Source organism: Streptomyces similanensis (assembly GCF_039543625.1).
Lineage (GTDB): Bacteria > Actinomycetota > Actinomycetes > Streptomycetales > Streptomycetaceae > Streptomyces > Streptomyces similanensis.
The window spans coordinates 1-21,671 of the sequence record NZ_BAABKC010000013.1 but is presented as its reverse complement, the minus strand read 5'-3'; the positions used below and the strand labels follow the sequence as shown (position 1 = coordinate 21,671).

Genomic DNA, 21,671 nt, shown 5'->3' with positions numbered 1-21,671 from the left:
GCCCGTCAGCCGCCCACCGTCAGCCGCCCCCCGTGTGCCCCTCCGCGTCCGTGCGCGCCAGGCTGCGCGCCCGGCGCGCGGGCCCGCGCCAGCCGCAGCTGCACCGCGCCACGCAGAAGCGGCCCTGCTCGGCGGTCGTCGTGCGATGGTCGGGGCGCCCCTGGTACTCCGGGGCGTTCCGCTGCTCCTGGCCGGGGCCCTGCCCCTCCTGCTGCGCCACGCCCACCACGCTACCCAGGCCGGGTGAACGCCCGGTTGCGGTTCGCGGTGGCGGCGGTCCCCGCGTGACGGGGTCCCCCACCCGTCGTTATCCGGACGAGGAGGGGCCCGTGACGGACGTACCGGCTGGGGGTAGGCAGGCGATGGCCAAGCGGCAGCGACGGCAGAGGGACGGCGCGGTGTTCGCGGCGGGGCTGCTGCTCTGCGCGTGCGTCTCGGGATGCGCCGGAGTGGGCGCCGCCTCCGAGGACACCCGCGCCGCCGACGATCCGGTGCGCACCCTGCGCCACGCCCCCGAGGCGCTGCTGTCGGCGGGCAGTTCGCAGACCCGTACGGCGATGGAGATGGCCACCGGCGGGACCCGGGTGACGATCCGCGGCGAGGGCGCCTACGACTTCCGCGGGCAGCTCGGACAGCTCACCGTGGTGCTGCCCACCGATCCGGCCGGGGCCCCCGAGCACGTGCCGATCGTGGAGCTCCTCGCGCCGGGCGCCCTGTTCATGAAGCACCGGGGCGCGGGCGTGCCCGCCGACAAGTGGGTGCGGGTGGCGACGGCGACGCTGTCCGACGGCAATCTCGTCACCGGCGGCGCCACCGACCCGCTCGTCGCGGCCGGGGTGCTGCGCGGGACGCGCAGGGCGACGTACCTGGGGCGTACCGAGGTGGCGGGGGTGGCGGTGCGGCACTTCCGGGGCACCGCCGACCTGGCGCTGGCGGCGCGGGCCGCCTCGGGGGCCGACCGGGCGGCGCTGCGGGCGGCGGCGAAAGGGTTCGCCACGGCGCAGGTGCCGTTCGACGCGTACCTCGACGACCAGGGCCGTGTCCGCAAGCTCCGGCAGAGCTTCTCGTTCGTCAACGGCCGCAGCGGCAGCCCGGTGGCCGTCGACTCCACGACGCTGCTGTTCGCCTTCGGCACCCGGGTCACCGTGACCCTGCCGCACGCCCGGGACATCTACACCGGCCGTATCGCCGAGGCGAACTAGCCCTTACGTGCCATGCGCACGACCCCCGCCCTCCCTACTCTAGGAAGCCGGTGACGGCAGAGAAGAGGTGACGCGCGTGGCTCCGGTCGGCGGTACGGCAGTTCAGGACCACGTGGCCCTCGCCGAGATCGAACTGTGCGGGGAGCTGATCATCGCGGCGTCGGCGGCCCGGGGACGGCTCAGTCTGGAGTGCATCGACGAGGTGCTGAGGGTGACCGAGGAGCGACGGACGGAAACCGGCCGGTGAGTTCCGGCACGGTGCCCGCCGCTGTGTGACTCACGTCACCGCGTCACGCGCGTCACGTCCGCAGCAGCCGGCCGATCGCCTTCGTGGCCTCCTCGACCTTGGCGTCGATCTCGGCGCCGCCCTTGACGGCCGCGTCGGCCACGCAGTGCCGCAGGTGCTCCTCCAGCAGTTGCAGCGCGAAGGACTGGAGGGCCTTGGTGGAGGCGGACACCTGGGTGAGTATGTCGATGCAGTAGACGTCCTCGTCGACCATGCGCTGCAGGCCCCGGATCTGGCCCTCGATCCGGCGCAGCCGCTTGAGGTGCTCGTCCTTCTGCTTGTGGTAGCCGTGGGTGACGTGCCCCGGCCCGCCCTGTTCGCTCTCGCAGGGCGCCGTCGCGCCGGCCTCGGTGGTCGTCATCGCGTCCTCCTGCTGGAACAAGATGGGCAGACATACCCCTGCCCGGTATATGGTAACGAATTTTCCGGGGTACAGGAGCCTTGGTCCGCCCCCGTGCCGACCACTGTGCCTGATGGGCGACACTGGGGACGGCCCCTTAGCCGTGGCCGGATGATGCGCTTAGCATCACCCTGACCGAAACCGAAGCACCCCGAGGACCACACGTGCGCTTTCGTCTGACCCCCAGGGAGACGAGCTTCTATGACATGTTCGCCGCGTCCGCGGACAACATCGTCACGGGCTCGAAGCTCCTGATGGAACTGCTCGGGGCGGACTCCTCCGCCCGGGGCGAGATCGCAGAGCGCATGCGGGCCGCGGAGCACGCGGGCGACGACGCCACACACGCGATCTTCCACCAGCTGAACTCCTCCTTCATCACGCCCTTCGACCGCGAGGACATCTACTCCCTCGCCTCGTCCCTCGACGACATCATGGACTTCATGGAGGAGGCCGTCGACCTGGTCGTCCTCTACAACGTCGAGGAACTGCCCAAGGGCGTCGAGCAGCAGATCGAGGTGCTGGCGCGGGCCGCGGAGCTCACGGCGGAGGCCATGCCGCACCTGCGGACCATGGACAACCTCACCGAGTACTGGATCGAGGTGAACCGCCTGGAGAACCAGGCGGACCAGATCCACCGCAAGCTCCTCGCCCACCTGTTCAACGGCAAGTACGACGCGATCGAGGTGCTGAAGCTCAAGCAGATCGTGGACGTGCTGGAGGAGGCGGCGGACGCCTTCGAGCACGTGGCGAACACGGTGGAGACCATCGCGGTCAAGGAGTCCTGAGGCGTCCATGGACACCTTCGCTCTGATACTGACCATCCTGGTCGCGCTCGGTTTCGCGTACACCAACGGCTTCCACGACTCCGCCAACGCCATCGCCACCTCCGTGTCGACCCGCGCGCTCACGCCGCGGGCCGCGCTGGCGATGGCCGCGGTGATGAACCTCGCCGGCGCCTTCCTCGGCAGCGGCATCGCCAAGACGGTCAGCGAGGGCCTGATCGACACGCCCACCGGCGGCCAGGGCATGGCCATCCTCTTCGCGGCCCTGCTCGGCGGCGTCGTGTGGAACCTGGTCACCTGGTACTTCGGCCTGCCCTCGTCCTCCTCGCACGCCCTGTTCGGCGGCCTGGTCGGCGCGGCGCTGGCCGGCGGCACGGCGGTGCACTGGTCGGGAGTCCTCGACAAGATCGTCATCCCGATGTTCCTGTCCCCGGTGGTCGGCCTGGTCGGCGGCTACCTGGTGATGACGGCGATCATGTGGATCTTCCGCCGCGCCAACCCGCACAAGGCCAAGCGCGGCTTCCGCATAGCGCAGACCGTCTCGGCGGCCGGCATGGCCCTCGGCCACGGTCTCCAGGACGCGCAGAAGACCATGGGCGTCGTGGTGATGGCGCTGGTCATCGGCGGCGCCGAGACCTACGGCGACCCCATCCCGGTGTGGGTGAAGCTGGTCTCCGCGCTGATGCTGTCGCTGGGCACCTACGCGGGCGGCTGGCGCATCATGCGCACCCTGGGCCGCAAGATCATCGAGCTGGACCCGCCGCAGGGCTTCGCCGCCGAGGCGACCGGCGCGTCGATCATGTTCGGCACGGCGTTCCTGTTCAAGGCGCCGATCTCCACCACCCATGTGATCACCTCCGCGATCATGGGCGTGGGCGCGACCAAGCGGGTCAACGCGGTCCGCTGGGGCGTCGCCAAGAACATCGTGCTCGGCTGGTTCATCACCATGCCGGCCGCGGCGCTGGTGGCGGCCGCCGCCTTCTCCCTGATCAACCTGGCGTTCCTGTAGAAAACGCCGCGCGCCGCGCGCATAGGTAGCCGAGCGCATACGTAAGGGCCCGCCCCGGGCAAACCGGGAACGGGCCCTTCCGCGTCCTCGCGGTGGCACCGCCATGCAGCACCGCGAGGGGACTCGCCGGCCCCGTCGCCGAGGACGGGCGCCGGGATCAGCCGAAGCGGCCGGAGATGTAGTCCTCCGTGGCCTGCACCGACGGGTTGGAGAAGATCCGCTCGGTGTCGTCGATCTCGATCAGCCGGCCCGGCTGGCCGACCGCGGCCAGGTTGAAGAACGCGGTGCGGTCCGAGACACGGGCGGCCTGCTGCATGTTGTGCGTCACGATGACGATCGTGAAGCGCTCCTTCAGCTCGCCGATCAGGTCCTCGATGGCGAGGGTCGAGATCGGGTCGAGGGCGGAGCACGGCTCGTCCATGAGCAGCACCTTCGGCTCGACCGCGATCGCGCGGGCGATGCACAGCCGCTGCTGCTGGCCGCCGGACAGGCCCGAGCCCGGCTTGTTCAGCCGGTCCTTGACCTCGTTCCACAGGTTGGCGCCCTTGAGCGACTTCTCGACGATGTCGTTCAGCTCGCTCTTGCGGTACTTGCCGTTCAGCCGCAGCCCCGCCGCCACGTTGTCGAAGATCGACATGGTGGGGAAGGGGTTGGGCCGCTGGAAGACCATGCCCACTTCGCGGCGGACGGAGACCGGGTCGATGCCGGAGCCGTAGAGGTCCTCTGAGTCGAGCATCACCTTGCCCTCGACCCGGCCGCCGGGGGTGACCTCGTGCATGCGGTTCAGGGTGCGCAGGAACGTCGACTTGCCGCAGCCGGACGGCCCGATGAAGGCCGTCACCGAACGCGGCTCGACCGTCATCGAGATGTCCTCGATCGCCTTGTGGGAGCCGTAGTAGGCGGTGAGTCCGCTCACGTCGATTCGCTTGGCCATGACTGGTTCACTTCCAAAAAGTCTGGGTGTCGCCGGAAGGGCTCGCGCGGCGCCGGCCGCGCGTCGGTGCTTCAACGACCGGTCTTGGGCGCCTTCCAGCGGGCGATGCCGCGGGCCGCCAGGTTGAGGATCATCACGAAGGCGATCAGGGTGAGCGAGGCCGCCCACGCGCGGTCGTACGCCGCTCCCTCGCCCGCGCTGTTCGCGTACTGCTGGTAGATGTACAGCGGCAGCGAGGACTGCGCCCCCTCGAAGGGGTTCGTGTTGATGAACGGGTTGCCGAACACCAGCAGCAGCACGGGCGCGGTCTCGCCCGCGATACGGGCGATGGCCAGCACGATGCCGGTGGTGATGCCGCCCAGGGAGGTCGGCAGGACCACCTTGAGGATCGTGCGCCACTTGGGCACGCCCAGGGCGAGGGATGCCTCGCGCAGCTCGTTCGGGACGAGCTTGAGCATCTCCTCGGTGGAGCGGACCACGACCGGCATCATGAGGATGGCCAGGGCCAGCGAGCCGGCGAAACCGAACGGCTGCGTCTTGGTCATCAGCATCAGGCTGAGGATGAACAGACCGGCGACGATCGACGGGATGCCGGTCATCACGTCGACGAAGAAGGTGACGGAGCGGGCGAGGGCGCCGCGGCCGTACTCCACCAGGTAGATCGCGGTGAGGACGCCGACCGGCGCGCCGATCAGGGTGGCCAGGCCCACCTGCTCCAGGCTGCCGATGATGGCGTGGTAGATGCCGCCGCCCGGCTCGGTGTCGGCGACCACGCCCATCGAGTGGGTGAGGAAGTAGGGGTCGAGGACCTTCACACCGCGCTTGACGGTCACCCACACCAGGGAGATCAGCGGCACCAGGGCGATCAGGAAGGCGACCCAGACCAGGCTGGTCACGACGCGGTCCTTGGCCTGCCGGCGGCCCTCGACGCGGGCGGTGACGCCGTAGGTGCCGAGGACGAAGAGGACGGCGGCGATCAGGCCCCACTGGACGCGGCTGTGCAGACCGCCGGCCAGGCCGAGGACGATCGCGACGGCGAGCGAGCCGGCCGCGATCGCCCAGGGCGTCCACCGGGGCAGCGAGGCGCCGCGCAGGCTGCTCGGCCGCTGCTTGTCGGACATCGCTGCGGTGCTCATGCGTTGGCCCCCGAGTACTCCTTGCGGCGGGCGATGATCAGCCGGGCCGCGCCGTTGACCAGCAGGGTGATGACGAAGAGCACCAGACCGGAGGCGATCAGCGCGTCCCGGCCGAACTCGGTCGCCTCGCTGAACTTGCTGGCGATGTTCTGGGCGAAGGTGCCGCCGCCCGAGTCGAGCAGGCTGGCCTTGATCTCGAAGGTCGGGGAGAGCACGGTGGCCACGGCCATCGTCTCGCCGAGCGCGCGGCCGAGGCCGAGCATCGAGGCGGAGATCACGCCGGAGCGGCCGAAGGGCAGCACCGACATGCGGATGACCTCCCAGCGCGTGGCGCCGAGGGCCAGGGCGGCCTCCTCGTGCATGCGCGGGACCTGCCGGAAGACCTCGCGGCTCACGTTGGTGATGATCGGCAGGATCATGATCGCCAGCAGGATGCCCACGGTGAGCATCGAGCGGGGCGCCCCGCCGTTCCAGGAGAAGATCCCGGTCCAGCCGAGGTACTTGTCCAGCCAGCCGAACAGGCCGTTCATGTGCGGGACGAGGATCAGCGCGCCCCACAGGCCGTAGACGATGGACGGCACGGCGGCGAGCAGGTCGATCACGTAGGCGATCGGGCCGCTCAAGCGGCGCGGGGCGTAGTGGGTGAGGAAGAGGGCGATGGCGACCGCGACCGGGACCGCGATGGCCATGGCGATGACCGACGAGACGACCGTGCCGTAGACGAGCACGGCGATGCCGAAGCTCGGCGGGGTCAGGCCGGTGTTCCACTCGAAGGTGGTGAGGAAGTTGCCGTGGTCGTCGCTGATGGCGAGGCACGCGCGGTAGGTGAGGAAGACCGCGATCGCGGCCATGATCACCAGGAGCAGGATGCCCGACCCGCGGGTCAGGCCGATGAAGATCCGGTCTCCGGGGCGGGCGACGGCGCGGGCGGCGCGCTGGTGCGCGGCCGGGCCGGGCGCGCCGGGGGACGCGGCGGCGTCGGTGTGCTGTGTGGATATGTCCATCGGGTTCTCCGGTCTGCGGAGCCGTACACGTTTTCACGGCCCCTGGCGGCGGTGCACCGGACGGTGCGGCCGGCCCCGGGTGGGGGCCGGCCGCACTCGGATCAGCTCAGGCCCTCGATGGTGGTGCGGACCTTGCTGATGATCGCCTCGGGGATCGGGGCGTAGTCCTTCTCGGTGAGGATCTTCTGGCCGTCCTCGCTGGCGATGTAGCGCAGGAACGCCTTGGTCGCGGGCAGCGTGTCGGCCTTGTTGCCCTTGTCGCAGGCGATCTCGTAGGTGACCAGGACCATCGGGTAGGCGCCGTCGGCCTTGGTGGCGTAGTTCAGCTTGAGCGACAGGTCGCTGCCGGTGCCGACGACCTTGGCGTCGGCGATGGCCTTGGTGGCGCCGTCGACGGTGGCCTTGACCGGGGCGGAGGCGCCGGTGTCGATGGCGACCGTGGACAGGTCCTTGGCGTAGGACAGCTCGAAGTAGCCGATGGCGCCGTTGGTCTGCTTGACCTGCTGGGCCACGCCGGAGGACTGCGGGGCCGCCTGGCCGCCCTTGGCCTGCCAGGCCTTGCCGCCGGAGTACGTCCAGTCGCTCGGGGCGGCGGCCTTCAGGTACTTGGTGAAGTTGTCCGTGGTGCCGGACTCGTCCGAGCGGTGGAAGGCCTGGATCTTCAGGTCGGGCAGCTTGGCGTTCGGGTTGAGCTTCTTGATCGCCGGGTCGTTCCAGTTCTGGATCTTGTCGTCGAAGATCTTCGCCAGGGTCGGCGCGTCCAGCACCAGGTCCGAGACGCCGGGGACGTTGTAGCCGACCGCGATCGGGCCGCCGACCATCGGCAGGTCGATGCCCTGGCCGCCGGAGCAGACCTTCTTGGACGCGGCGACGTCCTCCGGCTTGAGCGCCGAGTCGGAGCCGGCGAAGGAGACCTGGCCCTGGCCGAACGCGGTCACACCGGCGCCGGAGCCGCCGCCCTTGTAGTTGATCTGCACGCCGCAGGCCTGGCTGAACTCCTTCACCCAGGCGTCGATCGCGTTCTTCTGCGCGGAGGAGCCGTCGGCCAGCAGCTGGCCCTTGGCCCCGTCGCACTTGATGGAGCTGTTGGAGGCCGCGGTGCTGCTGCCGCCACCGGCGTTGTCCTTGCCGCCCGTGTCGTCGGAGCCGCACGCTGTGAGGGCCAGGGCGCCGGAGACGGCGAGAGCGCCGAGAGCGAGTGCCCGCCGGTTCTTGCGCTGAAGCTTCACTTGAGGGAGTTCCTTCCAGTTGCCGCCGTCCTGTCCGGCGGCGTGCGAAGAGTGGGCGACACCGGTGCGCCGAGTCGCGCACCAGCACCGGGTAAGGCCGAAATTAGGCAGAACAGGTGAAGCCGCCGATGGCCGGAAGTGAACGCGGGGTGAACCCCTGCCGTCGGCACGGTGAGGTCACGGAACGCTCACGGGGAGAACACGTGCAGGTCCCGACGGCAGGTCCGACGGGAGGTCCGACGGCGGGGTGCGCGCAAGGGTGGGCGTCCGGGTGGGCGTCCGCTCCGGACCGCCCTGGCAGACTTCCGCCCCGGGGAGGAACCCGCCGGGTCCGGCGGCCGTCTCGGTTCACGGGGCCGATGCAGGGCCGATGCGGGGCCTATACGAGACCGACAGGGAGGGCGCGACATGGAACGGCGTGCGTTCATATCGGGCGGCACGGCGACCCTCGCCGCGCTCGCCACGGGTGCGTGCAGCGGCGGTTCGGGCGGGAACGGCGCCGCGTCCGGCGCGGCCGCCTCCCGTACGACCCTGGCTTCCGGGGCATCCGGTTCCTCCGGGTCCGCCAGGATCTCCGGGGCGTCCGGGGCGGCGCACCGCACCGCCGCCGACTGGGCCGCGCTCGCCCGCACCCTGGACGGCGCCCTGCTCCGCCCCGGCGACAGCGACTGGACGACGGCCCGTCAGCTCTACAACACCCGCTTCGACGGCCTGCGCCCGGCCGCCGTCGCCTACGTCGCGCACCCCGACGACATCCGCACGGCCCTCTCCTACGCCCGCGCCCGCGGCCTCCGCGTCGCCGTGCGCAACGGCGGCCACTCCTACGCCGGCTGGTCCTCGGGCGACGGCCGCCTGGTCGTCGACGTGTCCCGGCTCAACCAGGTCCGGGCGAGCGGCACCTCGGCGGTGGTGGGCGCCGGGGCGAAACTCATCGATGTCTACCGCGCCCTGGCCGCCAAGGGCGTGACCATACCCGCCGGCTCGTGCCCCACGGTGGGCGTCTCCGGCCTCACCCTCGGCGGCGGCCACGGCGTGGTCTCCCGCGCCTACGGCCTGACCTGCGACAGCCTCACCCAGGCCACCGTCGTCACCGCCGACGGCAGGACGCTGACCGCGAACTCCACCGAGAACAAGGACCTCTTCTGGGCGCTGCGCGGCGCCGGCAACGGCAACTTCGGCGTCGTCACCGAACTGCGCTTCCGCACCCACCCCGCACCGCAGGCCGTCTCCGCCCACCTCACCTGGCCGTGGGCCCGGGCGGCCGCCGTGGTGACGGCCTGGCAGGAGTGGGGGCCCGGCCAGCCGGACGAGATCTGGTCCTCCCTGCACCTGGAGAACACCCCCGGCGGCGCCCCGAGGGTGTCGGTGGCCGCCTTCTCCCTGGGCACGTACGGCGAACTCCAGAACGCGGTGGACCGTCTGGCGGCGCGGATCGGCGCGCGCGCCACCGGCGTCTCCCTGCGCCGCCACTCCTACCGGGAGGCCATGGAGGCGTACGCCGGCTGCTCGTCCTTCCCGAGCGAGCCGCAGTGCCATCTGCCCGGCCCGACGCCCGGCCGCTCCCCGCAGGGCAGGCTGGGCCGCGAGACGTACGCGGCCCGCTCGGACTTCTTCGACCGCTCGCTCTCCGCGGCCGGCGTCCAAGCGCTCCTGGCCCAGGTCCGGGGCGTGCGCGGCGGCGCGGGCTCGGTCGCGCTGGTCGCGCTCGGCGGCGCGGTCAACCGGGTCGCGCCCACGGCGACGGCGTTCGTCCACCGCCGCTCACGGATGCTGGCCCAGTACATCGCGTCCTGGACGCCCGGCACGGCCGGCACGACGGCTCAGTCCTGGCTGACGTCGGCGCACGGCGCGATGAGGCCGTACGCCTCCGGCGCCGCCTACCAGAACTACACCGACCCCACCCTCACCGACTGGCGCACGGCGTACTACGGCGCGGCGGCGCCCCGCCTGAAGCAGCTGAAGCAGCAGTACGACCCCACGGGCTTCTTCACCTTCCCGCAGGGCCTGTAACCCGCCCGGCCCGGCCGCAGACCCTGCTCGGGTCCAGAGGCGGCAAGGCCGACCTCACACGCCGCCGGGCCGGCCTCACGCACGCCGGGGCTGCCTCACAAGCACACCGGAGCGGCCGCACGCACCGCCGGACGGCCTCACGCGGCCAGGTCCCGCTCCTCCACCGACGCCCGCTCCTCGCCCCGCGCCTCCGCCACCACGGCCTCGGCGCCCCGCTGCCCGCGCCCCCGCACCAGCCACGCCCCCCAGGCGGTCCCCTCGACCGCCTTCACCACGGGCGTCAGCAACGCCATCGCCATCGGCGACAGCAGCAGCGCCACGGCGGTGCCGAGCGCGAACCCGCCCACCACGTCGGTCGGGTAGTGCACGCCCATGTACACCCGGCAGAAGCCCTCCAGCAGCGCCACCGCGATCCCCGCGAGACCGAACCGCCGGTTCGCGACGAACAGCGCGACCCCCATCGCCATGGTGATCGTGGCGTGGTCGCTGACGAAGGAGAAGTCGGTCTTCCCGGAGACCAGCACATCCAGACCCTGGTGATCCCGGAACGGCCGGGGCCGCTCCACGAACCCCCGTATCGGCACGTTCACCAGCACCGCGATCCCGGCGGCCAGCGGCGCCCACACCAGCGCGGCGACCGACCCCGCGGCGTGCTCGCCGCCCCGCCGCCGCACGGACCACCAGCACCACACCACCAGCAGCACCGAGGCGAGCAGCAACCCGTACTCCCCGACGTACTCCACCGCCCGGTCGAACCAGTGCGGGGCGTCCTTGGCGAGGCCGTTGATGTCGTAGAGCAGGTCGACGTCGGGGTTCGACCCGGATTCGGCGAGTCCAGCCATGGTGCTGCGGCCCCTTCGTCGTGTCGTTCCGGTCGCACCCTGCGTGCGCCGCTCCTGCCACCCCCGTGGTCGTAGGTCCGCTCCCGCTGCGTGCGCGCGTCAGGCACCGCGCCCGACGTCGGCTTGGCTACGTCAACAGGAACGCACGGGCCCGCCGAATACGTTCCGCACTCCACCGAATGATCACGCAGACGTTACCGAAGAGAGACTCGTCGCCGCAGCTCAGGGCCATGGTTCACGCTCGGTTCACACCGCGATGGGGAGCGCTTTCGCGCCATCTTCCGTTACCCGGGTCGCCCCGAAGTAGTCCGGTGTGTCGATGGGGTCGAAGCGGATCACGGCGCCCGTGCGCGGGGCGTCGATCATGTAGCCGCCGCCGACGTAGATGCCCACGTGCCGGATGGCCCGCGAATTGGTCAGATCGTCGGAGAAGAACACCAGATCGCCCGGCAGGAGTTCCTCCCGCTTGGGGTGCGGACCGGCGTTGTACTGGTCGTTGGCCACCCGAGGCAGCGCGATCCCCGCGCTTCCGTACGCCGCCCGGGTCAGCCCCGAGCAGTCGAACCGCCCGCCCTGCGCCGCGGTCCCCTCCCCGCCCCACAGATAGGGCGTGCCCAGCTTGCTCTGCGCGTAGGAGATGGCGGTGGCGGCCTGCTCCGAGGGGTCCACCCGGGTCACCGGAGCGGCGAAGCTCTTCTCCAGGGTGGTGATCGTCTTCACGTAGTTCCGCGTCTCGGCGTACGGCGGCACCCCGCCGTACCGGATGACCGCGTCTGCCCCCGCGTTGTACGCGGCGAGCATGTTGTGCGTGGCGTTGCCCGGCACCGTCCGCACATATTTGGCCAGTTCGCAGTCGTAGGAGGCGGCGGACGGAATCGCGTCGTCCGGGTCCCAGACGTCACGCCTGCCGTCGCCGTCGCCGTCGACGCCGTGCGTGGCCCAGGTGCCGGGGATGAACTGCGCTATCCCCTCGGCCGCCGCCGGGGACTTGGCGTTCGGGTTAAACCCGCTCTCCTGGTACAGCTGGGCGGCCAGCAGCGCCGGGTTGAGGGCCGGACAGAGATTGCCCCACTTCTGCACGAGCGTCTGGTACGCGGCCGGCACCGCGCCCTTGGCGAGCCCGACGGACCCGCCGCCCACCCCGTTCACGATGTTGCCCGCGACGACGTAGACGCCGACCACCAGCACCAGCACGAAGGAGACCCCGGAACCGACGACGGCGCACGCCACGACCCAGCCCTTACGCACCGTCAATCACCCTCCGCCCGCCGCGATTCGGCCTGCGGACAGCTTAAGGTCGCCTTGCCTATTTTCAGAGGGGACCACACACCCGAAAACGGTCCGCCGACACGGACCGGCCACCGCACGGCCACACCGGGCGGCACCACGGGAACGCGCCCGCGAGAACCTTCCCGGGCACGCGCGGGCCTCCTAGGAAGCGCCCGCCGCGACCTCGTACAGCTCCGCCGCCTCGTCGGCGAAGACGACGCTGTAGGACGTGTCCGGAGTGGAGCCGCCCATCTCGTGGCCGCCCAGGACGCCGACGGTCTCGTGCCGGCCGTTCACCCACGGGCTGCCGCTGGTGCCGCTGGTGAACTTCGGGCAGTCGATGCGCTGTTGGGTGTCACTGTGCGCGCTGGGCCGGTTGGTGCAGCTGACCGGCACCTCGCGCTCGTCGGGATAGCCGCTGACGGTCACCGGCGTGACCCCGGTCCGCCGGCCCGTGACGAACCGGTTGGCGCCGACGACGTCCTCGACGTCGTCGCCCTTGAGCGGGTCGAGCACGGCGAAGGCCAGGTCGCTGTCCTCGTCCTGGTCGCGGGACCAGCCGCCGGGCACGAAGCGCTTGCGCACCGACCACACGCCGTACGGCGCCTTCCCGGCCCGGTAGCCCGGCACGAAGACCAGGTCCCGGTCGCCGCTCACGCAGTGCGCGGCCGTCAGGATCAGGTTCCGGCCCGCGCTGTGCACGACCGAGGCGGTGCAGAAGTGGTTCCCGGACAGCGCGCCGGCCTTGTCCGCCGCGAACAGCGCGCCGACCCGGGCGCTCGGCGGAGTGGTGGCGGAGACCGCGGTCACTCCGAGCGGGCCCGACCCGTCGTCGGCGGCCGCGACGGACGCGGAAGTGACCGCTATCACCGCCACGGCGACGAACAGCGCCTGGTTCCGGGCGCGGCGACGAGAGCGTCCGTGACGAGCGGGACTCTGGTTACCTGAGGTGCGCATCATCAGGCCCCACTGTGACCCACGAAGGTGAGAAACGGGTCCGGACTTCACTGAGAATTTCCTGTGAAACCCCCGATCACCGCACACTGCGCCCCGCATCGTCCTCCTCGCCCCGACCCCGGTCCACGGGCCCGGCCGGCGCACCGAACGGCGCCGGCGACCGCCCTCCGCGCACCTGATGCCCCGGACCGCGCGCCCCAGTCCTCCCCGGCGCCCGGCGCGCACCGGCGGACGCCACGACTCCGTCGGCGCCGCGGGGCCGCCGGAGCGGCGAAGCGTGAGACCATCGAGACAGCGCTCACCCGACTGGCCGTCAGAAACCGCGCCGGGCGGGAGAAGTGAGAACGACAGGTCCACACGGCAGGTTTCGGTCGAACTTCATTGCCCGTCGTGACCTGCCGTGATACACACAGTAACCATACGTACGAAACTCGCCAGGCAATGGCGCCAAGTCGACATACGCGGGCGTCATCGTCGGCGACAATGAGCCTGACCTCTGCGCGCCCGCAGGGGCCGCGGAACTACCCACCAGGGGCGGTGACTTACATGCTCTTTGCGGCCGACAAGGGAGACATCAACACCATCATCGGCGGGATCGCCCCGAACTGGGGCCCCTTCGGCAGCCTGGGCAACGAGGCGAAGGTGATGATCGAGGTGGTGATGGCGGTGGCCATCCTGCTCTGCCTCGGCATCGCCGTCTGGGGAGCCGCCAAGCAGCGCATCGGCGCGACCGCCCTGCGCGACACCTTCAGCGCGGAACAGGGCAAGGGCCTGATCATCGCCGGCCTCACCGGGGTGTTCATCATCGGCTCCCTCGGCACGCTGTTCACCATCGTGTACGGCATGGCCGTGTAGAGCGGGTGACCGGCGCACACCCGCGCACGCCGCGCACGGTGCGCCGCCCAGGCCGCCGGCCGGCCCCGAGGACGCCGCCCGGTGCCCCCGCTGCCCCCACCCACCCACCGTGCCCACCGGCCGAGGTTGCGCTTCCCTGATGTCGAGTCACCACACCGCGCCCACGCGGCAACCAGCACGGCTACCGTCGTACTTCCACGCGTTCCGGTACGAGGGGTACGAGGTTCAGGTCGAGGTCGAGGTCGAGGGAGCGTACGGGACATGAGTCTCGGAGACGAGCACGGGTTCGGTGAGTCCGCACGCGCCGACGACGAGTACTACGACGGCGGCCGCACCCGCACCAGGCTCCCCGACCGCGCCGGCGACCCCTACGGCGGCGCGCGCCGCGGCTCCCGCTCGTCCTCCCGGGGACTGATCACGGTGGTCGCCGTGGTCGTGCTGCTCATCGGCGCGATCGCCTTCGCGAACCACGGCGGCGGAAACGGCGGCTCGGGCGCCTCCGGCGACGGCGGCGACAAACCGAAGGCCGCGCCGACGGCCGCCTCCGGCGACAAACCCGTCACCACCAGGACCGCGGGCATCCCCTCCGGCTTCCCCCACGACGAAAGCGGCGCACAGAGCGCGGCGGCGAACTACGCCGTGACACTGGGCTCGACCGGCATGTTCGACAAGGCCAGCCGGCACTCCCTCGTGAACCTCCTCTACACCTCCGAGGCCGCGGCGAAGCTCCAGGGCCCGATGGACCAGGCATACTCCGCCGACTTCCTCGCCAAGATGGGCCTGGACGCCAACGGCAACCCACCGTCCCGCAGCACGTTCGTCTCCCGGGTGACCCCCCTGGGCGCCACCGTCCAGCAGTACGGCGACAGCGCCGCCCGGGTTGCCGTCTGGTACGTGGGCCTCATCGGCATGTCCGGCCAGGGCTCGACCGACCCGGTCACCGCGTCCTGGAAGACCTGGACGTTCGACCTGCGGTGGACCGGGAACGACTGGAAGATCGTCGCCGACTCGCAGAAGGACGGCCCCGCCCCGGTCCCCGGTGACGACAGGGCCGCCACCTCCGACGAGATCAGCAAGGCCATCGAGGAGTACGGAGGGTTCACGTATGCCCGGTAGCAGGCAGCGCGCGCTGGGGCTCACCGGAGTCGTGGCAGCCGTACAGACGTCGGCCGTCCTGCTGGCGACCCGTGCCGTCGCCGCGCCCCCTTCGCCCGGCGGGACACCATCGGGCGCGGCCACGCCGCCGTCGTCACCGTCGCCCTCACCGAGCAAGGACAACTGCGACCTCATCTTCGGCGAGGCCAAGAAGTACTGCGAGCGCGGCAACGAGAGCAAGGGAAGCGGGGCGACCACCTCCGACCCCACCTCCGCCCTCGACCCCCTCTCCTCCCTCGCCAAGGGCTGCGCCGACGCCGCCTCCTGGACGGTCAAGCAGCTCAGCACCGCCGTGCAGTCGACCGCCACCGTCGACTTCACCAACCAGAAGTTCCTCCAGCAGTACGCCATCGTCTTCGCGGCCTCGGCCATCCTCACCCTGCTGCTGTGGCTGCTGGCCGTGGCCAAGCGGGCCGTGCGCGGCGTACCGCTGACCACCGCGATCTCCGAAGCGGTCGGCTTCCTGTGGCTGACCGTCCTCGCCTCCGCCTTCACCCCGCTGATCCTCTACACCGTCGTCTCCGCGACCGACAGCGTCAGCGACGTCCTGGCCAAGGCCACCGGCGACCAGACCGGCACGTTCTTCGGCACCTTCGCCGGCGCCCTGGACAAGGGCACCGACATCGGCGGCGGCCCGATCATGCTGATCCTGGTCTCCCTCGTCTCCATCCTCGCCGCCGGCATCCTCTACCTGGAGATGTTCCTGCGCGCCATCCTGCTCTACGTCGGCGCCCTGCTCGGCGTCGTCGTCTACTCGGGACTCGTCGACAAGAACCTCTGGGGCCACGTCCGCCGCTGGGCCGGCATCATGATCGCGGTCATCCTGGTCAAGCCGGTCATCGTCATCGTCCTCGGCCTGGCCAGCGCCCTCACCACCTCCGACAGCGGCCCCGACGCCCTCGGCGCCGTCGTCTCCGGCCTCGCCATCATCCTGCTCGCCATCTTCGCCAGCGCGATGATCTACCGCTTCGTCCCCGGCTTCGGCGACGAGATCGCGGCCGGCCGCAACAACCGCATCATGCAGGGCGCCGAACGCAAGGCCGCCGCCGTCATCAGCTCCCCGGCCACCATGGTCGCCCAGGGCATCAAGACCCACAGCACCCGCGCCGACAGCAACGGCGGCGGAGGCGGAGGCGGCTCCGCCCCCCGCCCGGCCAACCCCGCCTCCGGAGGATTCGCCGCGCACGGCTCGCGCGCCTCCGACGGCGGCGGCGGATCCGTCCCCTCCGCCACCCCGGCCCCCCGGGCGCCCAGCCCGGTCAACACCCCGCACGCCAGCAGCACCCGCAACAGCAGTACCAACCGCACGGGAGGTGAAGGGCGTTGACGACCGAATCCCACGTGTCCCCCGGGATCGCGCCCCGCCGTACTTATCTGATCGGCCGCGCCCGGCCGAACGCCATCGTCGGCCGCAACCGCGAGACGGGCGAGATCGCCCTCATCGTCGTGGGCGCGGCCATCGGCATGATGTGCGGGCTCCTCGTCCCGGTGCTGCCCCTGCGCATCGTGCTGCTGACCGGCTTCCCGCTGCTGGCCCTCGCCGCCGTCTACGTGCCCTACCGGCACCGCACCTTCTACAAGTGGTTCGAGATCAACCGCAGCTACAAGCGCACCGTCAAGCGCAACGCCGCCTACCGCTCCGGCGCGATGGAGGCCGGCACCCGCACCGACGGCCGCGAGATCGAGATCGGCCCGCCGCCCGGCATCGGCCGCATCACCTGGCTCGCCGCGCCCTTCGGCCCCGACGAGATCGCCGTCCTGCTGCACGCCGACCGCAAGACCGTCACCGCCGCCATCGAGATCGAGGGCCCCGGCGTCGGCCTGCGCGACTCCGAGGACCAGGAGGCCCTGGTCGACCGCTTCGGCACCCTGCTCAAGCACGTGGCCAACGGCGACGGCTTCGTCACCCGCCTCCAGATGCTCGCCCGCACCCTGCCCGCCGACCCCGACGCGCACGCCAAGGACGTCACCCAGCGTGGCGACGAGCGCGCCCCGGGCTGGCTCCAGCAGTCCTACGACCAGCTCCAGTCCATGGTCTCCACCAGCAGCGAGCAGCACCGCGCCTACCTCGTCGCCTGCATGCACTTCACCCGCGAACTGGCCGCCGAGGCGCACGCCATGGCCCGCGCCACCCGCCCGCAGTCCGGCCGCAAGCTGGACCGCGACGCCGGCCTCGCCGTCGTCATGGCCCGCGAGCTGACCGACATCTGCTCCCGCCTCCAGGAGGCCGACATCCGGGTGCGCCAGCCGCTCGGCCAGGGCCGGCTCGCCTCGCTGATCCACTCCATGTACGACCCGGACCACCCGATCGACCACATCCAGGCGATGACCCGGCGCAACGCCTGGCCCGCCGAGCTGGACGCCCGCGAGGCCACGTACCTCCAGGCCAAGACCCGCGAGTCCACCACCCGCGAGCCCTGGTGCCACGCCACCGCCTGGGTCAAGGAGTGGCCGATGACCCCCGTGGGCGTCAACTTCCTGGCCCCGCTCCTGGTCCACACCCCGGACGTCATCCGCACCGTCGCCGTCACGATGGACCTGGAACCCACCGAGGTCGCCATCGAACGCATGCTGACCGAGAAGACGAACGACGTCGCCGAGGCCAGCCGCGCCGCCAAGATGAACCGCACCGTCGACCCGCGCGACGTCGCCGCCCACAACCGCATCGACCAGCGCGGCGAGGACCTCGCCAGCGGCGCCGCCGGCGTCAACCTGGTCGGCTACATCACCGTCTCCTCCCGCACCCCCGAGGCCCTGGCCCGCGACAAGCGCACCATCAGGGCGTCGGCCGGCAAGTCGTACCTCAAGCTGGAGTGGTGCGACCGCGAGCACCACCGCGCCTTCGTGAACACGCTCCCGTTCGCCACCGGAATCCGACGGTAGGGGCTGATGCTCTGATGCGGGACCCGCTGACCGCGCTCACGGACGCCTTCACGTCCTTCCTGTTCGGGAAGGTCGAGACGACCAGGCTCCCGGTGCGCACCTCCACCGGCCAGGCCCAGGCGGTCTACCTGCCCACCGCCGCCCCCGGCCTCGGCGACTCGGGCGTCATCATCGGCCGCGAGGTGTACTCCGGGAAGGGCTACATCTACGACCCCTTCCAGCTGTACGGCCAGCAGCTGCCCGCCCCGCACTGGCTGGTCCTCGGCGAGTCCGGCAACGGCAAGTCGGCGCTGGAGAAGACCTACGTCCTGCGCCAGCTGCGCTTCCGCGACCGCCAGGTCGTCGTCCTGGACGCCCAGGGCGAGGACGGCGTCGGCGAGTGGAACCTCATCGCCGAGGAGCTGGGGATAACTCCCATCCGCCTCGACCCGACGGCCGCCCTCAACCACGGCATCCGCCTCAACCCGCTGGACCCGTCGATCACCACCACGGGCCAGCTGGCGCTGCTGCGCACCATCATCGAGGTCGCCATGGGCCACGGCCTGGACGAACGCTCCGGCTTCGCCCTGAAGGTCGCGCACGCCTACGTCAACGAGACGATCGTGCAGCGCCAGCCGGTGCTGTCCGACATCGTCGAGCAACTGCGCCACCCCGAGCCCGAGTCGGCCGAGGCGATGAACGTCGCCATAGACGACGTACGCGCCTGGGGCCTGGACGTCGCCCTGGTGCTGGACCGTCTGGTCGACGGCGACCTGCGCGGCATGTTCGACGGCCCGACCACGGTCGGCATCGACCTGGACGCGCCGCTGATCGTCTTCGACCTGTCCCACATCGACCGCAACTCCATCGCCATGCCCATCCTCATGGCGATCGTCGGCGTGTGGCTGGAGCACACCTGGATCCGCCCCGACCGCAAGAAGCGCATCTTCCTGGTGGAAGAGGCCTGGCACATCATCAACAGCCCGTTCGTCGCCCAGCTGTTCCAGCGGCTGCTGAAGTTCGGGCGCCGGCTGGGCCTCTCCTTCGTCGCGGTCGTCCACCACCTGTCCGACGTGGTGGACGGCGCGGCGGCCAAGGAGGCCGCGGCGATCCTGAAGATGGCCTCCACCCGCACCATCTACGCCCAGAAGGCCGACGAGGCCCGCGCCACCGGCCGGGTGATCGGCCTGCCCCGCTGGGCGGTGGAGATCATCCCGACCCTGACCCCGGGCATCGCGGTGTGGGACGTCAACGGCAACGTCCAGGTCGTCAAGCACCTGATCACCGAGACCGAACGGCCGCTGGTCTTCACCGACCGCGCCATGACCGAGTCCTCCCTCGACCGCCTGGCCGACGACGCGCTGCGCGCCGCCGAACTGGAGGCCGAGGCACGGGCGGCGGCCTTCGTGGAGCAGCACGTCCCCGACCTGGGCGGCTCCTCCGAGTCGACGGTGGCCTAGGGCCTACAGAGAGGCGCACAGCGGTGAGACCGGACGACCGCGGGCAGGGCGGTGGCCGTCGGGACGGCCAGGGCGGCATTCCCGACGGCCTGCTGATCGGCCTCCTCGCCTTCCTCCTCGGCATGACGCTGCTGGTGTGGACGGCGACGGGCCTGGCCGGCCTGTTCAGCCACGGCTCCTGGCCGTCCGGCGTCTCCTTCACCCGTACGCCCCTGGCCATGCGCCACCTCGCCGCGCGACCGCACGACCTCCCCGGCGCCTGGCCCGGCACCCCACCGGCCGCGCTCTCCGGGTACGGCCTGTTCTGGGGCCTGTTCATCGGCCAGCTGATGGTGCTGTGCGTGCTGACCGTGTTCGTCCTGGGCACGCTGACCCGCTGGCGGGCCGGCCGGGCCCGCCGACGCGCGGAAGCGGCGGTGGCCAGGGAGCGGGGGCCGGCGGAGCCCGCACCGGTCCCGTACGACGCCCCCGCCCACCACGAGGTCCCCCTCCAGCGCACCGCCCCCGCCCGCACACCGGCGGAACCTCGCACCGCCCCCCAGCAGCCGGCACCCGTACGGACACCCGGGCCGGAGGCGCCCGCGCCCGCAGCCGAGGAACCGCCGCCGACGGCGTTCCCGGAGGCTCCGCGGCCCACCGTGCTCGTCGCGCCGCGGGAGGAACGCCGGGGCCCGGCCGCCCAGGCGATCCGCGACGCCGCCGGCCCCGCCCTCGTCGTCACCTCGAACCCGGCACTGTGGCAGGACACCAAGGACTCCCGCGCCAAACTCGGCCCGGTCCTCCTCTACGACCCCACGCACCTGTGCGACACCCCGGCCCGGCTGCACTGGTCCCCCACGGCCGGCTGCGAGGACAAGCAGACCGCCCTGGCGCGGGCGAGGGCCCTCCTCGCCCCGGTCCGCCCGAGCGCGAGAATCGACCAGGCGGTGGCCGACACCGCGGAGACCCTGCTGCGCAGTTTCCTGCACGCCGCCGCCGTCGACGGCCGCACCATCCGCCACGTGCACCGCTGGTCGCAGGGCACCCAGCTCCAGGACGCGGTACGGACCCTGCGCACCAGCCCGAAGGCGGCCGCCGGCGCCGCGGGAGAGCTGGAGGCCGCGCTCACCTCGCACCCCGAACGCCGCGACATCGCCCAGGAGCTGACGAGCCGTGCCCTGGCCGCCCTCTTCACGGTGAACGTCCGCGAGGCCTGCACTCCGCACCGAAATGATGCGCTCGCCTTGGATTCCTTCGTCAACGAAGGGGGAACGCTTTACGTGGTGGGGGAATCCATCGAGGACCCTCGCACCAACCCGGGCGCCATGCCTCTTCTGACGGCGCTCGCCGCAAGCGTGGTCGAGCGCGGCCGGCGCATGGCCGAACGGTCATCCTCCGGTCGGCTCGACCCACCACTCGCCCTCGTCCTGGACGACGTGGCGGCCGTGGCGCCACTGCCCCAGCTCCCCGAACTGCTGGCCGCGGGCGCCGGGCGGGGACTGCCGACCCTGGCCCTGCTCCGCTCCCGGGAACAGGGCCGCGCCCGCTGGCCGCACGACGAACTGCCGGCCTGACGGCCCCGCCGGCCTCAGGCCCGATCGAGTACGTACTCCAGCTCGGTCTGCTCGGGATGCCCGGACATGGGCACGGTGTGGCCGCTCGGCACGAACCCGAACCGCCGGTAGAAGCGCTGGGCCCGCCCGTTGTCCTCGTGCACGAACAGCCGCACCCGCTCCAGGCCGACCGACCAGGCCCACTGCACGGCCTCGTCGAACAGGACCTCGGTGAGACCGCAGCCGCGGTGCTCGGGCCGTACGTACACGCCGACGAGATGCCCCTGCCGCTGTTCGACCGGGCAGCCGGCCCAGTCCTTCGTCCCGGGCTCCTCGATCAGCACGGTGACGCTCCCGACCCACTCCCCGTCGGGCGCCTCCGCGATGAACTGCCGCATGGCGACCGCGCCTTCGGCGGCCCCGGCCGCCCGCTCCCGCCAGAAGGAATCCGGCTTGGCGGCAGCGTTGTCGTACGTCTCCAGGAAGGCGAGGTGGGCGATCGGGTCCTGCAACGCACGCAGCCGCAGCGTCTTCACGGCGGGCCACTCGTCGGCGCGTATGGCACGGACCAGGTACTTCTCGTCGCTGTCGGGACTGTCAGGGCTGCTCATGGGGTCACGGTAGTCCAGAAAAAAGAAAAGGCCCACACCGTTTCCGGCGTGGGCCTTTTCTCAAAAATTGTTCGGCGGTGTCCTACTCTCCCACAGGGTCCCCCCTGCAGTACCATCGGCGCTGTAAGGCTTAGCT

21 protein-coding genes and 1 rRNA gene are annotated in these 21,671 nt (G+C 71.4%); 11 read left to right on the top strand and 11 right to left on the bottom strand.

Annotated features, from left to right (window positions below; translation table 11 throughout):
- Positions 1-19 precede the first annotated feature (19 nt).
- A complete protein-coding gene (locus ABEB07_RS05160; protein WP_176152011.1) occupies positions 20-226 on the bottom strand; it encodes a hypothetical protein in 207 nt (68 codons plus the stop codon).
- A gap of 136 nt (positions 227-362) precedes the next feature.
- Between ABEB07_RS05160 and ABEB07_RS05155 the strand changes: the two genes are divergently transcribed.
- Together ABEB07_RS05155 and ABEB07_RS05150 are read left to right on the top strand one after the other, a co-directional pair.
- Positions 363-1,202: a hypothetical protein gene (locus ABEB07_RS05155; protein ID WP_345667299.1), complete on the top strand. Its 840-nt coding sequence runs from the start codon at positions 363-365 to the stop codon at positions 1,200-1,202.
- Between the two features lie 67 nt (positions 1,203-1,269).
- A complete protein-coding gene (locus tag ABEB07_RS05150; RefSeq protein WP_164588109.1) occupies positions 1,270-1,449 on the top strand; it encodes a hypothetical protein in 180 nt (59 codons plus the stop codon).
- Between the two features lie 52 nt (positions 1,450-1,501).
- On the opposite strand, the gene ABEB07_RS05145 is transcribed toward ABEB07_RS05150, so the two are convergent.
- Positions 1,502-1,849 carry a metal-sensitive transcriptional regulator gene (locus ABEB07_RS05145; RefSeq protein WP_345667212.1) on the bottom strand — a complete coding sequence of 116 codons (348 nt, stop codon included), beginning with the start codon at positions 1,847-1,849 and terminating at the stop codon, positions 1,502-1,504.
- Positions 1,850-2,052: 203 nt separating this feature from the next.
- Here ABEB07_RS05145 and ABEB07_RS05140 point away from each other — a divergent pair, with 203 nt between their 5' ends.
- Both ABEB07_RS05140 and ABEB07_RS05135 read left to right on the top strand, forming a co-directional pair.
- The gene (locus tag ABEB07_RS05140) at positions 2,053-2,673 is read left to right on the top strand and encodes a DUF47 domain-containing protein (RefSeq protein ID WP_009189381.1); all 621 of its coding nucleotides are present in this window, start codon (positions 2,053-2,055) and stop codon (positions 2,671-2,673) included.
- A gap of 7 nt (positions 2,674-2,680) precedes the next feature.
- Positions 2,681-3,679, top strand: coding sequence for an inorganic phosphate transporter (locus tag ABEB07_RS05135; RefSeq protein WP_164588111.1), 999 nt, complete (start codon positions 2,681-2,683; stop codon positions 3,677-3,679).
- A 157-nt stretch (positions 3,680-3,836) separates the two neighbouring features.
- Here ABEB07_RS05135 and pstB read toward each other — a convergent pair whose 3' ends face one another.
- The 4 genes from pstB to pstS all read right to left on the bottom strand — a co-directional run bounded on the left by pstB (position 3,837) and on the right by pstS (position 7,982).
- Positions 3,837-4,613 carry a phosphate ABC transporter ATP-binding protein PstB gene (gene pstB, locus ABEB07_RS05130; protein WP_164588112.1) on the bottom strand — a complete coding sequence of 259 codons (777 nt, stop codon included), beginning with the start codon at positions 4,611-4,613 and terminating at the stop codon, positions 3,837-3,839.
- 71 nt (positions 4,614-4,684) lie between these two features.
- Positions 4,685-5,749 (bottom strand): phosphate ABC transporter permease PstA, encoded by a 1,065-nt coding sequence (pstA, locus tag ABEB07_RS05125; protein ID WP_345667211.1) that lies wholly within the window; start codon positions 5,747-5,749, stop codon positions 4,685-4,687.
- A complete protein-coding gene (gene pstC / locus ABEB07_RS05120) occupies positions 5,746-6,753 on the bottom strand; it encodes a phosphate ABC transporter permease subunit PstC (protein ID WP_164588114.1) in 1,008 nt (335 codons plus the stop codon). Before pstC ends, pstA begins: the two co-directional genes overlap by 4 nt.
- A gap of 101 nt (positions 6,754-6,854) precedes the next feature.
- Positions 6,855-7,982, bottom strand: a complete 1,128-nt coding sequence (gene pstS, locus ABEB07_RS05115; protein ID WP_345667210.1) for a phosphate ABC transporter substrate-binding protein PstS — start codon at positions 7,980-7,982, stop codon at positions 6,855-6,857.
- A 408-nt stretch (positions 7,983-8,390) separates the two neighbouring features.
- Here pstS and ABEB07_RS05110 point away from each other — a divergent pair, with 408 nt between their 5' ends.
- On the top strand, positions 8,391-9,992 hold the full coding sequence (locus ABEB07_RS05110) for an FAD-binding oxidoreductase (protein WP_345667209.1): 1,602 nt from the start codon (positions 8,391-8,393) through the stop codon (positions 9,990-9,992).
- Between the two features lie 137 nt (positions 9,993-10,129).
- Here ABEB07_RS05110 and ABEB07_RS05105 read toward each other — a convergent pair whose 3' ends face one another.
- The 3 genes from ABEB07_RS05105 to ABEB07_RS05095 form a co-directional block, all read right to left on the bottom strand.
- Positions 10,130-10,834 carry a phosphatase PAP2 family protein gene (locus tag ABEB07_RS05105; protein WP_345667208.1) on the bottom strand — a complete coding sequence of 235 codons (705 nt, stop codon included), beginning with the start codon at positions 10,832-10,834 and terminating at the stop codon, positions 10,130-10,132.
- A 246-nt stretch (positions 10,835-11,080) separates the two neighbouring features.
- Complete coding sequence (locus tag ABEB07_RS05100) at positions 11,081-12,082, bottom strand: C40 family peptidase (protein ID WP_345667298.1); 1,002 nt, start codon at positions 12,080-12,082, stop codon at positions 11,081-11,083.
- Between the two features lie 183 nt (positions 12,083-12,265).
- Positions 12,266-13,063, bottom strand: a complete 798-nt coding sequence (locus tag ABEB07_RS05095) for a trypsin-like serine peptidase (protein WP_164588118.1) — start codon at positions 13,061-13,063, stop codon at positions 12,266-12,268.
- A gap of 543 nt (positions 13,064-13,606) precedes the next feature.
- On the opposite strand from ABEB07_RS05095, the gene ABEB07_RS05090 reads away from it, so the two are divergent.
- The 6 genes from ABEB07_RS05090 to ABEB07_RS05065 all read left to right on the top strand — a co-directional run bounded on the left by ABEB07_RS05090 (position 13,607) and on the right by ABEB07_RS05065 (position 20,945).
- Positions 13,607-13,915, top strand: coding sequence for a hypothetical protein (locus tag ABEB07_RS05090; RefSeq protein ID WP_009189392.1), 309 nt, complete (start codon positions 13,607-13,609; stop codon positions 13,913-13,915).
- Between the two features lie 261 nt (positions 13,916-14,176).
- Entirely contained in the window at positions 14,177-15,031 is an 855-nt protein-coding gene (locus ABEB07_RS05085) for a hypothetical protein (RefSeq protein WP_345667207.1), read from the top strand.
- Entirely contained in the window at positions 15,021-16,397 is a 1,377-nt protein-coding gene (locus ABEB07_RS05080; protein ID WP_345667206.1) for a hypothetical protein, read from the top strand. Before ABEB07_RS05085 ends, ABEB07_RS05080 begins: the two co-directional genes overlap by 11 nt.
- Positions 16,394-17,953 carry an SCO6880 family protein gene (locus tag ABEB07_RS05075; protein WP_176149562.1) on the top strand — a complete coding sequence of 520 codons (1,560 nt, stop codon included), beginning with the start codon at positions 16,394-16,396 and terminating at the stop codon, positions 17,951-17,953. The genes ABEB07_RS05080 and ABEB07_RS05075 overlap by 4 nt, the downstream gene beginning before the upstream one ends.
- Before the next feature lie 14 nt (positions 17,954-17,967).
- A complete protein-coding gene (locus ABEB07_RS05070; protein WP_164588123.1) occupies positions 17,968-19,392 on the top strand; it encodes an ATP-binding protein in 1,425 nt (474 codons plus the stop codon).
- Positions 19,393-19,415: 23 nt separating this feature from the next.
- A complete protein-coding gene (locus ABEB07_RS05065) occupies positions 19,416-20,945 on the top strand; it encodes a type IV secretory system conjugative DNA transfer family protein (RefSeq protein ID WP_345667205.1) in 1,530 nt (509 codons plus the stop codon).
- Between the two features lie 14 nt (positions 20,946-20,959).
- On the opposite strand, the gene ABEB07_RS05060 is transcribed toward ABEB07_RS05065, so the two are convergent.
- Both ABEB07_RS05060 and rrf read right to left on the bottom strand, forming a co-directional pair.
- The gene (locus ABEB07_RS05060; RefSeq protein WP_345667204.1) at positions 20,960-21,535 is read right to left on the bottom strand and encodes a GNAT family N-acetyltransferase; all 576 of its coding nucleotides are present in this window, start codon (positions 21,533-21,535) and stop codon (positions 20,960-20,962) included.
- Between the two features lie 69 nt (positions 21,536-21,604).
- Positions 21,605-21,671, bottom strand: a 5S ribosomal RNA gene (rrf, locus tag ABEB07_RS39145); the annotation flags it as partial.